The sequence below is a fragment of the Agrobacterium sp. LAD9 genome (assembly GCF_003031125.1).
Taxonomy (GTDB): Bacteria; Pseudomonadota; Alphaproteobacteria; order Rhizobiales; family Rhizobiaceae; genus Agrobacterium; species Agrobacterium radiobacter.
On sequence record NZ_PHGS01000022.1, the window covers coordinates 84,800 to 99,026 of the forward strand.

A 14,227-nucleotide genomic window follows, 5' to 3' on the forward strand; every position below is an offset into this window, starting at 1 on the left:
ATATTGCGCCCGCCGTTGCGGCGCAGAAGTCCATTATTCAAGCAGGCTAGCATGCAACAGCACGACGCGATACACACAATTTTGCGATGCGGCATTTCCTCCGCACCGCTCAGAAAACTTCCAGAACGGTAAGCTGGTCGCTGACCGAAAGCCGGTATTGCCCGCTTTCCTGCGTTATTGTCTGCTGGCTCACGGAGCCGTCATCGCGGAAACGGTGTGCGACAACGTGACTGTGCTGGCCGGCCACCGAAAATGTCGCAACCCGTTCGGCGGGCGGGTTTTCGATCCGCGCAGGCCATTGCCAGCCGGAAATTCCAAGCCAGACCGGCACGAGCAAAGCACCGTCCGGCCTTGCGAGATGCAGGGACAATCTTTGGGGATCGGCCGTGAGGTAATCGATCTGCCGTTCCTCCTGCCCGGTTTGCCGTTCTGCCTTGCAGAGGGAAAGAAGGGCGCGAACGGCCTCGTAAGCGGGGGTGCGGCTCAGATCATGGCGCAGGAGACCGAAGGAGGATTCCGGGTTTGTCTCATCCGCAGCAAAGCTTGAAACCATTTCATAGATATAGGACCGGCGGATACCGCTGATGAAGCACCAGAGCAGCATACGCGGCATATAGCGTGCCTTGATGCCTTCGGTGACGGGGAAATGAAAGGTCTCGGTTTGCAGCGAGGTATGGTAGCCCATCTCCGTGGCGAGCACCGGCCGGCCCGCTGCTATATGCGCCGAAGCGGCAACGGATTTTGAGAGCGCCCCCGGACCGGTCGTTTCGGGGTGCTCCATGCCCGCGTAAGGGTGGATATTGCCGTAGTCGCAGACATCCTTCAGGTCCAATGCCAGCGCCCTGTTCTCAAGGACATAGCTTGGCGCCGCAACGCGCACCGCGCTCAGTCGCGGAATCGAGCGGACGGCGGCGTGCAGGGCGGCCTGATGCTCCGCCGAAATGCGCGGGGCGTTTTGCGGATCCTTCGTCAGGTTCGGTTCATTGCTGCCCTCGAAAATATCGATACCCGCGTCGGACCAGTCGTAGAAATCCGCAAGCCTGTCGAGCGGCGTGGAGACATAAGGGTTGAGATTGTCGTAACATATGATGGTGAGGCGAAGGCCCGCCGCCACGATCCGGCGCAGCCGCTGAAAGACGGGGCTGTTTCTGGCGGCGATGAGCCCGTCATCACGCAGATGCCGGACGCCCAGTGCTTCGATCTCGGGCATGATCCGGTCGAACTGTTCCGGATAGACGCCTGTGGTGCGGGTGAAGTGGCCACACACCCCTATGCTGTCCAGAAAGGCTTCGGTATTGGCGGAAGCAGCCGGCTGCGCCCGTGCGGGAATGGCCTGCAAACCGGAGGCGGCGACCAATGCAAGGGGTGCGGCTGAAAGCAGGTTGCGCCGCGTCAGGCCACCCATGGCGATCGGCTGTTTTCCATTCATCTGCGCCTCCTGGTACGTCCGGAGAGAGTATAAGCAAGCGCCATCACATGGATGTCGCCGTTTAAATGACGATCACGGCTGTCCGCATCTCGAGATCAGAATGTCCTGGAAGTTTTTGGCATTTACGGTCGCTCAAAAATCCATGTCTCTGAAATAAAACAGATATTATCAAATGTAGTATTGTCATCAGCCGCAACGGAGCCGATTGCTCCCGCTTGCCTGCACTTTAAAGTGGCTAAACCGTAACATGAGAGCGGTTCTTTTCGCAACACCGCATGGCTTTTACCGCGCCGCGAAAAAAATCACTTGAAATGCCGCCAATTCCCGTGCTTTTTGAAAAGTAGATTTTCGTAATTCATATTTTCAAACATTAGTTCCGCTCCGGCTCTTTGTATTTTGCAGATGTCTCACTGGTCTCCGGGAATTTACGGAGACGACTGAGCCCGGGATGGACGCCATAGATTTTCGATGAAGGAAAATAGAGCGTATCCGCATGAGAATTCTCCATCTTAGCAGCCTTTATCCGCCGCATATCGTTGGTGGATGCGAACGCTCGGTCGAACATCTCGCCGAGGAACTCGTCTCCATGGGACATACGGTCGGCGCCGCCTGCATAGAGCGGCAGGCCGAACCGAAAACGATGCGCAACGGCGTCTCCGTCTACCGCATGTTCCACAACAACGATTTCTGGCTTGAGGACTGGCCGCAATATTCGCCGCAGCAGCGGCGCATGCAGAAGCTCAAGCAGCAATGGAATTTCGATGTCGAAAAGCAGTTCGAGGCCGTTCTCGACGATTTCAAACCTGACGTTCTCAACACCCATTCGCTGCTGGATGTGACGACGCTGGTGTGGCGGGCGGCGCATAAGCGCGGCATTCCGATCGTTCACACGATCTGCGAATATGATCTCCTGTGCGGCAATGCCGCCATGTTCAAGGGCGGCAAGCCCTGCGAGCACCTCCATCTCGGCTGTCAGGTGGTGAATTTCACCAAGAAATTCACGCAGCGTTATATCGGCGCTGTCGCAAGCGTCGGCACCGAAATCCTCAAGACGCACGTCAATCACGGGCTATTCCACCACATTCCGGAAAGCCTGCGCCGCGTCATCTTTTATTCCTGCACGGTTCCCGAGGGCGATCCCGTCGCCCGCCGGCAGATTGACCGCAGCGGCAAGCCACTGACCTTCGGTTACATCGGCCGCATCAACACGGAAAAAGGCGTCGGCAACATGGTCGATGCCTTCAAGGAAATCGGTCACGGCAACTGGCGCTGTCTGGTCGCCGGTCATGCGATGGATGATTCCATCGAGCGTTTCACGGCCCAGGCCGGTGATCTGCCGATCGAGTTCGTCGGCTGGGCAAGGCCGAAGGAGTTTTTCGAAGAGATCGATGTGCTCATCGTTCCCTCCTTCTGGGCCGAGCCTTCACCGCGCACGATCTACGAGGCTTATGCCATGGGTGTGCCTGTCATCGGCGCAGCCTCCGGTGGAATTCCGGAGCTGATTGGCGAGACCAACCACGACTGGCTGTTCGAACCGGGCAACGCCAAGGATCTCGCTGCCCGTATTCGCCGCGTGCTGACGCTTTCGCGCGAAGAATTGCCGACGGAGGCCGATTTCGGAAACATCGTCGAGGAGTCCACCTCGCGCCGGGTCGGCGAAAACTATGTGAAACTTTATGAGGACGTCCTGACGAGCCACCGGCAAAGCCGAACCCTGCGTGCATCTTAGACCGGCAACGGACCCCGTCCGTTGCCGCGGTTTTCTTCGAAGGAGAGAGCATATGGTGGGAAGCAATAACGGCAGCCTCCGCCTTCCTGGCATGGGCGTCGACTGTTTTGCGGTCGCTGCGCCCGGTGCGTTGATGCGGCCGGTTTTGCAGGTGGTGGATTGATGTCCGAGGCAACGTCAATAGGCAATGCGGCCCTGAAAGGCGTGTTCTGGTCCATCGTCCAGAACTGGGGCGGCAAGCTTTTTACCTCCATTCTCTTCATTGTCCTCGCCCGTTTCCTCAGCCCTACCGATTACGGCATGGTCGCCACCGCCGGGCTGGTGCTGATGCTGATCCAGATGCTGTCGGAATTCGGATTCGCGGATGCGATCGTGCAGAAACGCAATCTGGAGCCCAGCGACGTCAATCTGCCGTTTTATGCCTCGGTTGCGGTGGCGACATTGCTGGCCATTGCCGTCTGCGTGTTCTCTCCGGAACTGGAGCGCTGGTTTGAGGTCGAAGGGCTGGCGCCGGTCATCGTGGCGATCTGCATATTGCTGCCGCTGAACACGGCATCGATGTTTCAGGAGGTGAATTATCGCCGCGCGCTGGCTTTCAAGCCGCTGGCGATCAGAACCTTCATATCGAACATCATCGGTGGCGGCGTGGCGATTGTTTTCGCAATCATCGGCCTCGGTGTCTGGAGCCTCGTCGTTCAGACCTATGTCGCCACCATCGTCACGCTGATCTGGCTCTGGAGAAAGCCGCACTGGCTGCCGGGCGCCACCCTCAACCCCGGCACTTTCGTTGAACTGCTTCGCTTCGGTTCGTCGGCGCTCGGCCTTCGTATTGTCGATTTCGCGGCCACGCGCCTGATCGATTTCATGATTCTCGGACATTACGGGGTCGCGCTCTTCGGCCTCTACACCGTCGGCAGCAGGCTCTATCAACTTCTGATGCAATTGCTTCAGGCGGCGCTTTATGACGTTTCACTGACGGTGCTTTCGCGCATATCGCACGAGCGGGAACGAATGGCGGCGCTCTACAAGCAGTCGATCACCATGTCGGCGATCTTCTCGACACCGGTCTTCGTGCTCGCCGCGGCATTGGCTCCGGAAATCTGCAACGTGCTATTTGGTGTGCGATGGCAGGGTGCCGACGGGGTGGCGCAACCGCTGCTTCTGCTTGGCGCGCTGCAATGTGTTCAGTTTCAAAACGCGCCTTTCCTTTCCGCGCGCGGCAAACCGAACAAGGTGCTGATTGCCGGAAGCATCAAGGCGGTTTCGACGATCCTGCTGATCCTGCTGGTTCCAACTGATAGCATCAGGGAGATCGTCATTGTTTATGCCGTCGGGCAGCTGACCTCCACGCCCTTCACATTTTTCTTCATCGCCCGCGAGCTTGGCATCGGGCTGTGGCGAATATTCCTCCTGCTTCTGCCGAGCTTCGCCTCCAGCGGTTTCTGCTTCCTGCTCGTTCAATGGATGCGTCCCGAGGTCAAGCTGCTGGGCGCCGGCGATTTCATATCCGGCATCCTGCTCGGCTCCATTTTCGGCGTGGCCTATCTTCTGCTTCTGGTGCTGACTGCGCGAAACGAGGCCCGGTCCGCCATCGCGCTCGTCATGGGCAAAATCATTTCCCGAAAGGAAAGCAAATGCGCAAGCTGATAAAAAAAATACTGCCAGCACCGCTGCGCCAGAGAGCGGTGAAATATATCGAGCGGCGAAGAAGGGATATCGCGTTTCGGCAACTCTTTGACGATCTGCAGGCGTTGAAGGCGGGCATGAAACCCGCCGCTGCCGGCGACCGGTTAAGCCGGCTTTTGATCGTGGCCGGCGATCCCATCACGCTTTTTGGCTCGTTGGGCGATGATGCGATGATCACCGCGACGCTGCAACACGCGCGTGCGAGTAATCCCGATGTCGAGATAGACATCCTTGTCGATGGGATGGATTACGCCGATTCCGCTTACCAGAGGGGCTTTGTTCCCGTCGATATCTTTGGCAAGCCCGATTTCATAAAAGCCCTGGCGCAGCAGTTTGCGACAAGACAATACGATAGTGTCGTCGTTGTCGGCGCCGATGTCATGGATGGATATTACCATCCCCTGGTCAGCGCAAAACTTCTTGCGAGTGCGGATCTCGCCGCCGCTGCCGGAATAAAGAACGTCATCCTCGGCTTCAGCTTCAATGAAACGCCGCATGCCCCCTTGGCAATGTTCTATCGTTCCCTTCATCCGGAATGCGCGCTCAAGGTGCGCGACGTTATCTCGCTTGAGCGCCTACAGACCTTTGCGAAGACAAATGCGGCGCTCGTTTCCGATTCCGCGTTCAGTCTCGTTCCTTCTGAGCCTGACGAGGGCACGCGTTCATGGATCGCGCGAAAGCGGGCCGAGGGATACCGGGTCATGGGTTTCAACCTGCATCCCATGCTGTTCAAAAACGCCGACCACGCGCAGACCGAGGCGGTCATCAGGCATGCGGCGGAAGCGTTGCAATTTGCCGTCGATGCCAGGCCGGTGTGCTGGCTGCTCATCCCGCATGACTATCGCGACAATGTGGGCGATCAGGCCTATCTCAAGGCTATCGCCGAGCGTGTGCCTGCGTCCAGAACCGACAGGGTCCGTTATCTCGACGGAAAATGGTCAGCGCCCGTCTTGAAAGGCGTCGCCGGCCAGCTTGACGGCCTCGTCAGCGGACGCATGCATCTCGCCATTGCCGCGCTCGGCAAAGGCGTTCCAGCGATATGCATCGCCTATCAGGGGAAGTTCGAAGGGCTCTATCAGCATTTTGGTCTGTCCGCTGCCGATCTGCTTTCTCCGTCTTCCTTCCTTACGCAGGATGGAATCAAAAGCGCACTGATCGAATTTATCGACCAATCTGACGAGATCCGTGAAAACGTCGGGAAAAGGCTGCCGGAAATTCTGGCGATGTCCAAGAGGAATTTTCAGTTGTTCGAGACTTTCCCGGCGCGTGCCTCCGTCCTTTCATGAAAGTCGCTTTCGTCTCGGCATTTCCGGTCGTTCCCGCCAATGAAGGCGCGCGAAGCAGGATTCTGCAGCTGACGCGCGCCGTGCGCGGCCTAGGGCACGAGGTGCATTTCATCCATGTGGATGGCACGATTGCCACCGATTTCGATCTGGCGGGGCATGAGGCTGAATTCGGACCGGATCACCTGCACCTTGTTTCCCAGCAGGGGGGTAGCCTTAGGAACCGGCTTCCCGGCGATTTTGGTTTCGAGGTTGGCTTGACGTCGTTTCGGGCCCTTCGCAAGCTCCATCGGATGCTTGGTCGCGAGCGTGGTTTTTATAACCAGCTGGATGAATTCTATTATCCGGAAATGGGTCGGCAGCTTCGCGATATTCAACGCCGGCTGGGGATCGATGCCGTCATTGTGGAATATGCGTTTCATTCGAGGGCGTTTCTGGGCTTACCGAAGGGCGTGCTGCGTATTCTCGATACCCATGATTCCTTCGCCGACCGGCACAAAGCCTTCATCAATACCGCCAACAAATATGGATACTGGTTCTCGGTGCCGCCGGCGGTGGAATGCCGGGCATTGCGCCGTGCGGATGTGGTTGTCGCCATTCAGGAGGAAGAGGAGCACGCGTTCCGGCAGCGGCTGGGGGAAGAGCCGCCGGCTCTCGCAACCGTCAGCCATATTCTCGATCTCAATGGAAAAGTGGAAGACTTTACGCCGAGCGACTTCTTGTTTCTCGGTTCCGCTAATGACGCCAACATCATTTCCCTGAAGGGGTTTCTCCGGAACATCATGCCGCTGGTAAGGGCTGCCCGGCCGGATATACGTCTGGTGCTGGCGGGCGGTATATGTGGCAAGATTGAAGATGAAGAGGGCATTCTCAAGCTCGGCCGCGTGGATGATGTGAAGGACGCCTTCACGCGCGCGCCGCTTTCCATCAATCCCATCACGCTTGGAACAGGCATCAATATAAAATTGCTCGATGCCCTGGCTGCCGGTGTTCCCACAATCAGCACCCGCACGGGCGCAAGGGGGCTTTCGGACCGATACCGGCGCGGCGTGGTCATTGTGGATGATAATGACCACAGGGGTTTCGCCGACGCAATCCTGCAGCTCGCCTCGAGCCACGATCAGCGACAGGAACTGGGAAGCAAGGCATTTGAGGACGCCATTGAATGGAATCGCCAGCAAATGACGACCCTTGATAATATTCTGAACGGCAGGCGAATTGGTTGAAACCGCTAGTCTTGAGGTCGCGGCAACGCGCTTAACCAATCAGGTGTAAGCCCGCATCCGAAATTCTGAGAACGGTAAGCCTGCCCGTGGTGAATGCACCCGTGTCGATGCCGATCCGCTGCGGGCCGGTTTCCGGCTCGGTTACCGGTGTATGGCCGTGGATGACGACGAGGTCCAGCCCGGCCCCTTGTGAAAGGAACGGCTCCCTGATCCAGAGCATGTCCTCATCGGTCTGCGCCTCCAGCGGCAATCCCGGTCTCAAGCCGGCATGCACGAAAATATAAGACCCTATCCGGGCATAGATCGGCAGGCTGGATAAAAGCTGGCGGTGGGGCTGCGGAATTGCGCCAAGCAGGGCATCCCTGAACGGCTGCAGTCTCAAGCGCCCCTTTTGCAGGAAATAGTCTATGTCGACCCCGTAGGACAGGAGCGTCTGGCGGCCGCCAAAGTCCAGCCAGTGCATGTTCTCCTGCGGATTTTCGAGAAAATCATGGAAGAGCTGCTCATGGTTGCCGCAAAGTGCAATACGGCGCAGCGGCGTCGGCGGTGGCTTCAGCAAATGTTCAAGAACGCCACGGGAATCGCGCCCTCGATCGACATAGTCGCCGAGGAGAACGACCAGCGCGGGAGAGGGGTCAGGCCCCAGATCGGCAAGGATTTTTCGCTCCGCCTGCAAAAGCAGGTCGAGGCTGCCATGCACGTCGCCAATGGCGTAGATCGGAAAGGAAGCCGGCTTGTCGCCAAGGTCGATTCTGCGCCGCCTCCGGTCGTCGCGGGAGGCTGGTTGTTTACGACCGCGAATCCAGTTGAGCACCTTGGGCATAGCTGCCGATACTGTCTCTCCTGCACAAGGTCAAGAGCGTTGAAAGAGGCTGCCGCATCACCCGCCAAAGCTGCGTTGACGCAATGCTGGGTCACCCGTCAAAACCCGCCGGACGAAGCAGCGAAAGGCGGCTTTTATAAAGCAGGATGCGTCAATCCTGCGAGGAGAGAATACCCTCTTTGATGTCCGAAAGATACGTTGCCTTAAACCGGCGGTCGGGCCTGTCGTCCGAAAGGGCGGTTTCAGCGTAAAGACATGTTCTAGAGTTTCAGCCAGACACGCGGGTCCTCGTGCGACTGGATCTTGATCCATTTCAGATCCACCGCTTTCCACGGCTTGACGACATTGGTGCGGTTATCCAGCACCAGATCGCCCTGGCTGGTGCTGACGACCAGAACGGCGTGACCTATGCCATCCGTCGTGCGGGCAGTGGCAATGCGCAGGGCGCCGGAAGGCCAGCCGGCGCGCAGGAGGCGTTGGCGCTTGGTCACCGCATAATCGTCACAGTCGCCGCTTGCCGGGTTCAGTTTCCAGTCGTCTTCGCCGTCCCCTTCACTGGCATAGATTATCGAGGTGTTGATCTCGGCGTTGATGCGCTGGAGTTCCACACGCTTCTGTTTGTTCAGTTCCACCGTATCGCGGTCACCAGTCCGGATGCACTGGTCGGCGGCGCTTTCACAGAATTTCGCAAAGGCAATGGGCGCGATGGTCGGACGGCTCGTGGTCATGAAGAGGCCGGGCCGCGATGCGCCAGGCTTTTGGGCAAGGCCACCAAGCTGCACGGCCGATGCCGTTGTCGCAATGCTCGCCGCCATGCCGGCAGCGACGGCAAAAAACGTTGCCAGACGGATTGTTCTCTTCGCCATGTCCTTGCCTCTGCACAGTTGCCTTCTCTTGTGCTGGCACCATAGCGACCCATTCTTGCGGGCCGTTTAAGTCGATAGATTGCATTTTAATGAAATCTAATTTTGTTACAGCGCGTTGAAAATTGGGTTCGCGCTCACTTGCAGCGGGTTCGACCTTCCGTATCGACAATACAGGTCTGTTGCGGGACGGCTCGTCGGAGTTCTCGCTGTGTATCGGGTGAGGCTCTGCTTGCCGGCGGCCGGTCGTAGTTCCGGTAAACTTCGAAATTGCGTCCGCCGATCGTTCCCTGCGCCCCGCCGCGGCCATCCGGCGTCACTTCGAAATTCTGATATTGCTGCGCATGGGCACCAGCGGAGAAGCCGATCGTGGCGGCCAGAACACCGGCCGCAAGCCTCCTGCGCAATGCTGCTGCTTGCTGCCTGCCCACCGTCATGGCCGTTCCTCCATGGACGAAATAATGGATGACGCCGCCGCACATTTGCCATGCCCGGCGTGCATTGCTTTTTCAGCGTCCGTCGGGGGTAATCATATCACCGATATTGCATCCGGTGTGAGAAGGATTTGTGTCTGGCAAAGGCCGAATCGCCTCCCTGCCGCATCAGCCAGCGGTGCCACGTCGCCAGGAGGCGTCACCGTGCCGCTCGATCGTCAGGAATGCGAAAAACGCCATTCTGAGGCTCAAAAATTAAGCTCTTTGCCGCTGCATTTATAGGCTTCACAATCCTGTAACAACGGACCTAATATACAAGTGCAGATGCCGAATCGCTCAGGAGAAGCCCTTGACGATTGCAGTTTCACCACAGGCCCTGCCGGCGCTCGTTCTGAACGCAGACTACAGGCCACTGAGTTATTATCCCTTGTCGTTATGGTCCTGGCAGGACGCGATCAAGGCTGTCTTTCTAGACCGTGTGAACATCATTGCAGAATATGATCACGCGGTGTCATCCCCCAGCTTTTCCATGCGGCTGCCGAGCGTCGTCAGCCTCAAGACTTACGTGCAGCCCACCCGCAACCCCGCCTTCACACGCTTCAACGTTTTCCTTCGGGACAAGTTCGAATGCCAGTATTGCGGCACGCGGGACGAATTGACCTTCGACCATGTGATTCCCCGCGCGCATGGCGGTGAAACCACCTGGCACAATGTCGTTGCGGCGTGCTCTCCGTGCAACCTTAAAAAAGGCAGCAAGCTTCCCAAGCAGGCGGGCATGTTCCCGGCGCAGAGGCCCTTCCAGCCCACGGTTCAGGATTTGCACAATAACGGGCGGCTGTTCCCGCCCAATTATCTGCACGAAAGCTGGATGGACTATCTTTACTGGGATACCGAACTGCAGCCCTGATCTTTTCAGAACTGCAATGCGGCTTTTCCGCTTACCGGCTTTTACGGCTCGCGCCAAAAAAGGCGACTGCCGCAAGTGCAACGCTTGCGATGACATTCCAGCCCGCGAAGGAAAGGCCGAGCACCCGCAAGGCCGCGTCGTTGCAGGAGGGCGCCTTGATGGCGTTCAGATTACCCAGGAGATCGCCGGCATTCGTCGTGATGGAAGGCGCCCCGGTGGCGCAGGTAATCGGCCCTGCCCAGAAACCCCATTCCACGCCGGCGTGATAAACGCCGAGCCCGGCGCCGATCAGCATCGCCACGCCGATAAGGGCAAGAAGCACCCGGGTGATCTGAACCGGCAATTTGAAGACGCTGGTCGCAACGGCCAATATGCCCAGCGGAATGGCGTAATAATAGGGATCGCGCTGCAGCAGGCACAGCGCGCAGGGCGTATAACCGCCAATATGCTGGAAACCGAGGGCGGAGCCGACGGTGAAGATCATTCCCGCCGTGACGCCGAGAGCGGCGAGCGTGCGGCTATTGTCGGCGGTGGTCGCATTGGCCATGTTGTTTTCCTCAAACTTCGCGAAGAAGCAGATATCCCGGACGGGCTTTCAAAAAGGCGGGCGTGATGGCGAAATTAAGTCGCCGGTCCTCACGGGGTGTAACGGGATTCGTCTAATCCAGTCCGCCGCATCTGGCAAATGAAAGCCTGGCAATATTCGGGGGGTGCGCAAGCAAAGTTTCGTGAGCTTGCCGGCCGGCGTGGGGCCATTAGAGAATTCACTGGCACGTTCGGGACAAAGCCTAGAGAAATCAATGCGCTTTTGGAAATACGAGCCAGCCGACCCCTTTCGCGCACACGAGATTGCTTCGATTGGCCCATCATGTGACCACCCAAAGTTGTGCGCCATTAAGCGATTTGAAATTTCTGCTATGGCAAGACTGATCTGATTTAATGGTGCGAGCGAGGGGGCGATGGACTATCAGACTTTTGGTGCACTTCAGTACATCTACACACTGAACCGGAGCGACTCGTCGCCAACCGCGTCCGCAATCGGGGAGACGCGCCGGGCTTATGATACGCTCATCACTAGATTGTCGCGTTACTTGTCTGTGGGACAAACGGGCCAACTTCTCCACCAATCGGCGCATGAGATGTTGGAGTGCGTGAAACAGCATTTGGACAGCTGCCTGTTGCCCGGTGAGACTCAGCGGCCGGTTGTCCCCCTTTTGGTCGAACAAAGTGTTGAGGAATATATGAAGCGCATCGACGCACTTCGTGATCCTCTGACTCCGTTCAGTCAGTTCGCTATCGGCGCCCAAGCTTTTGCTGCGTTTCTGTATGAGGTACGTGAAATCTGGGTCGTAGGCCCTGTTCCACAGCGACGGGACATTCCGCCGAACGTTCTGGCGGAATTCAATAACTATTCGGCTTGGAAGATCGGACAATCCTCCAGAAGCGGCGAGAACGATGTTTTTGGATTGAACGCCCTCGAACAACGACGAATTGAGTTTCTTAAAAACGAGGTTGACGCTCTTCTTGATGGACAGAGGCAGAGCATCGGTACGCTGGGCGCTATCGTCAACGAAACCAAGAGCGAGCTTGATGAAACAATCCAACGCCTTGGAGTGGAAAGCGAAACGACGCGCGCGAAGGTGTCCGGAATGAACCAGACCTTGGAGGCGTCCAGACAGGAACTTGAAGCTCTTCTTCGGGAGGTCGACGCAAGCAAAGCGAACGTAAAAGCTTTTGCCGACGCAGTTCGCCTGGAATTCGGTACTGATGCGACCAAGAAGCTTTGGAAGTATCGCAGCTACTGGAGCGCGGCGTCTTTTTGGGTATCCGCTGGCGTGATAGCAGCGGTGATAACGCTGCCACCTTATTATGCGCTTACTCATGTCGAGGATGTTGTCAATCTGCTTGAGAGAATTAGCATTGCCGCAACGCACGGAACTCCAAGCGATGGATCGGCGGCACAGGTGACCGCAAATGCAATTAGTCGCCTCGTTATCGTGTCCGCGCCACTGGCGCTCTATTTTTGGGCGATAAAACTGCTTGTACGATTCAACACGCGATCGATGATGCTCATGGATGACGCGAGGCAGCGGCATACAACCATGGACACCTACGCTCACTTGGTTGAGAAAAACAAAGCCACGATTGAGGAACGCGGTCTGATGCTCAGCGCGCTCTTTCGGCCGCTCCCCGGTCAAGGAGCGGAGAACGTCGACCCGCCAAATTTTGTGGAAATCATTAACAAGAAAGCCGAGTAAAGTTATACGAGACCGCCTTCTGGCAAGCCTGCCTGATTACCCCAAAAATCCCACATGGCGTTTAGGCGAATGTCGCCCTTAGCCAGACTGTCGCGGCGCTGGAAAGCTCGATTTTGCGGAGAGACGGCCATTGCCGCTCGATCTGCGCAGCGAACCACTCCGGCTTGCGACTATGTTCCGTTTTTGGCTCGGAATAGAGACTACAGGCTGCGTTCCCATTTCCGATGCAAGCGATATCTGGCCTTGATGTTGATGCTTTATACAAGCCAGTGCCGGAGCGATATCGTGCTGTTCGGAAAGCAACACATGACAAAAGGTTGGCTTCGGTTTGTTCAGGAGAAAGACAAGAAGAGGAAGCCCCGCAGATTGGAAATGCCGCTGCATCCAAATCTTGTGAGGGCTATCGAGGCTGCGCCATGCGGCGATCTGACCTTGCTCGTCACCGAATTCAACAAGCCCTTCACGTCAAACTGCTTTGGCAACTGGTTTCGGAAACGGTGCGATGAAGCCGAACTTACGCATTGCAGCGCCCACGGGCTGAGAAAAGCCGCCGCTGCACGGCTGGCAGATCGCGGCGCGACCGAGCATCAGATTATGGCAATCACAGGCCATACAACATCAAAAGAGGTAATCCGCTACACCAAGGCGGCTCGCCAAAAGGTGCTCGGAAAGAGTGCCGTCAAGCTGATGGATCAGGCTGTTGACGACAGCGACGATTGACCAAAAGCAGAACAAAAGTGTCCAACTTTTCTAGGTAATGCAAACCACTTGGACATTTAGCGCCAAAAAACCTAAACAAATCAATGCGATTTTTAGGTAATGGTACCCCAAGCCGGGATCGAACCAGCACTCCTTTCGGAACCGCATTTTGAGTGCGGCGCGTCTACCAATTCCGCCATTGGGGCAACGGTGGTAATGCCACGGCGTCTATCATGGTGAGGGCCATGCGTGCAACCCCAAAGCTGACTTATCCTTTTGAATTGCGCGTGTTTGCGCGGGCGGTTTTCCGTCTTTGCCGAGGCCGCCGATCAAAATGTTGCGGCCGATGGCTGTGCCGGATCGCGACACCTGCAGTTGCAGCATTAGGTTAATATTAGGCACCTCTAATAAATTAGAATATGCGCAATTACTAATTGAATTATGATGTCACGGTGGAGTTTCCACGCGGGGCGGGAATGGCCAAACTCATAGGGAGGAAATTATGAGGGCTTTTTCTCGCAATTTATTACTGTCCGCCTGCCTGATCCTGCCGGTCCATGCCCATGCGCTGGATATCGGCGTCGGTGGTGAGAATGGGGTCAATGCCAGTGTTGGCGGCAATGGCAGCGGCGGGCTCGGGGTCGATGCCTCCGTTGGCGGCGGCGGTGGTGTCAACGCCAGTGCGGATGTCGGCGGTAGAAGCGGCGGCGGACTGGGCGCGGATGTCAACGCTTCAGTCGGCGGTACCAATGGGGTCAATGCGGATGTTAATGCATCCGTCGGCGGTTCCAGTGGCGTCAATGCGGGCGTGAACGCCTCCGTTGGCGGCTCGAACGGCATCAATGCCAATGTCGGGGCCAATGTGGGCGGCTCGGGCGGTGTTGGTCTCG

Annotated in this window: 12 protein-coding genes, 1 tRNA gene and 1 pseudogene; 8 read left to right on the forward strand and 6 right to left on the reverse strand. The window is 57.2% G+C overall.

From position 1 onward, the window contains the following. Positions 1-109 precede the first annotated feature (109 nt). Complete coding sequence (locus tag DA915_RS21205; RefSeq protein ID WP_107677229.1) at positions 110-1,429, reverse strand: hypothetical protein; 1,320 nt, start codon at positions 1,427-1,429, stop codon at positions 110-112. Between the two features lie 493 nt (positions 1,430-1,922). Between DA915_RS21205 and DA915_RS21210 the strand changes: the two genes are divergently transcribed. The 4 genes from DA915_RS21210 (at position 1,923) to DA915_RS21225 (ending at position 7,353) form a co-directional block, all read left to right on the forward strand. After that, positions 1,923-3,158, forward strand: coding sequence for a glycosyltransferase family 4 protein (locus tag DA915_RS21210; RefSeq protein ID WP_107677230.1), 1,236 nt, complete (start codon positions 1,923-1,925; stop codon positions 3,156-3,158). A gap of 162 nt (positions 3,159-3,320) precedes the next feature. Next, the gene (locus DA915_RS21215; RefSeq protein ID WP_003507087.1) at positions 3,321-4,805 is read left to right on the forward strand and encodes a lipopolysaccharide biosynthesis protein; all 1,485 of its coding nucleotides are present in this window, start codon (positions 3,321-3,323) and stop codon (positions 4,803-4,805) included. Then, positions 4,793-6,130, forward strand: coding sequence for a polysaccharide pyruvyl transferase family protein (locus tag DA915_RS21220; RefSeq protein ID WP_060724919.1), 1,338 nt, complete (start codon positions 4,793-4,795; stop codon positions 6,128-6,130). The genes DA915_RS21215 and DA915_RS21220 overlap by 13 nt, the downstream gene beginning before the upstream one ends. Beyond that, the gene (locus tag DA915_RS21225; protein ID WP_107677231.1) at positions 6,127-7,353 is read left to right on the forward strand and encodes a glycosyltransferase family 4 protein; all 1,227 of its coding nucleotides are present in this window, start codon (positions 6,127-6,129) and stop codon (positions 7,351-7,353) included. The genes DA915_RS21220 and DA915_RS21225 overlap by 4 nt, the downstream gene beginning before the upstream one ends. Before the next feature lie 31 nt (positions 7,354-7,384). Here the strand turns inward: DA915_RS21225 and DA915_RS21230 are convergent, their stop codons facing one another. The 3 genes from DA915_RS21230 to DA915_RS21240 form a co-directional block, all read right to left on the reverse strand. Beyond that, a complete protein-coding gene (locus DA915_RS21230) occupies positions 7,385-8,176 on the reverse strand; it encodes a metallophosphoesterase family protein (RefSeq protein ID WP_003507081.1) in 792 nt (263 codons plus the stop codon). 260 nt (positions 8,177-8,436) lie between these two features. Next, positions 8,437-9,042, reverse strand: a complete 606-nt coding sequence (locus DA915_RS21235) for a transglutaminase-like cysteine peptidase (protein WP_107677232.1) — start codon at positions 9,040-9,042, stop codon at positions 8,437-8,439. A gap of 134 nt (positions 9,043-9,176) precedes the next feature. Continuing rightward, the gene (locus DA915_RS21240; RefSeq protein WP_162996185.1) at positions 9,177-9,476 is read right to left on the reverse strand and encodes a hypothetical protein; all 300 of its coding nucleotides are present in this window, start codon (positions 9,474-9,476) and stop codon (positions 9,177-9,179) included. Between the two features lie 346 nt (positions 9,477-9,822). Between DA915_RS21240 and DA915_RS21245 the strand changes: the two genes are divergently transcribed. Continuing rightward, on the forward strand, positions 9,823-10,380 hold the full coding sequence (locus DA915_RS21245) for an HNH endonuclease (RefSeq protein ID WP_003507075.1): 558 nt from the start codon (positions 9,823-9,825) through the stop codon (positions 10,378-10,380). 31 nt (positions 10,381-10,411) lie between these two features. Here the strand turns inward: DA915_RS21245 and DA915_RS21250 are convergent, their stop codons facing one another. Beyond that, positions 10,412-10,927 carry a disulfide bond formation protein B gene (locus DA915_RS21250; protein WP_003507073.1) on the reverse strand — a complete coding sequence of 172 codons (516 nt, stop codon included), beginning with the start codon at positions 10,925-10,927 and terminating at the stop codon, positions 10,412-10,414. A 412-nt stretch (positions 10,928-11,339) separates the two neighbouring features. On the opposite strand from DA915_RS21250, the gene DA915_RS21255 reads away from it, so the two are divergent. Both DA915_RS21255 and DA915_RS21260 read left to right on the forward strand, forming a co-directional pair. After that, positions 11,340-12,638, forward strand: coding sequence for a hypothetical protein (locus DA915_RS21255; RefSeq protein ID WP_107677233.1), 1,299 nt, complete (start codon positions 11,340-11,342; stop codon positions 12,636-12,638). Between the two features lie 252 nt (positions 12,639-12,890). Next, the gene (locus DA915_RS21260) at positions 12,891-13,358 is read left to right on the forward strand and encodes a tyrosine-type recombinase/integrase (RefSeq protein WP_244600778.1); all 468 of its coding nucleotides are present in this window, start codon (positions 12,891-12,893) and stop codon (positions 13,356-13,358) included. A 100-nt stretch (positions 13,359-13,458) separates the two neighbouring features. On the opposite strand, the gene DA915_RS21265 is transcribed toward DA915_RS21260, so the two are convergent. Beyond that, positions 13,459-13,543 (reverse strand) — tRNA-Leu (locus tag DA915_RS21265). 296 nt (positions 13,544-13,839) lie between these two features. Here DA915_RS21265 and uppQ point away from each other — a divergent pair. Then, a pseudogene (gene uppQ / locus DA915_RS21270) lies at positions 13,840-14,227 on the forward strand (polysaccharide biosynthesis GNAT family N-acetyltransferase UppQ); the annotation flags it as partial.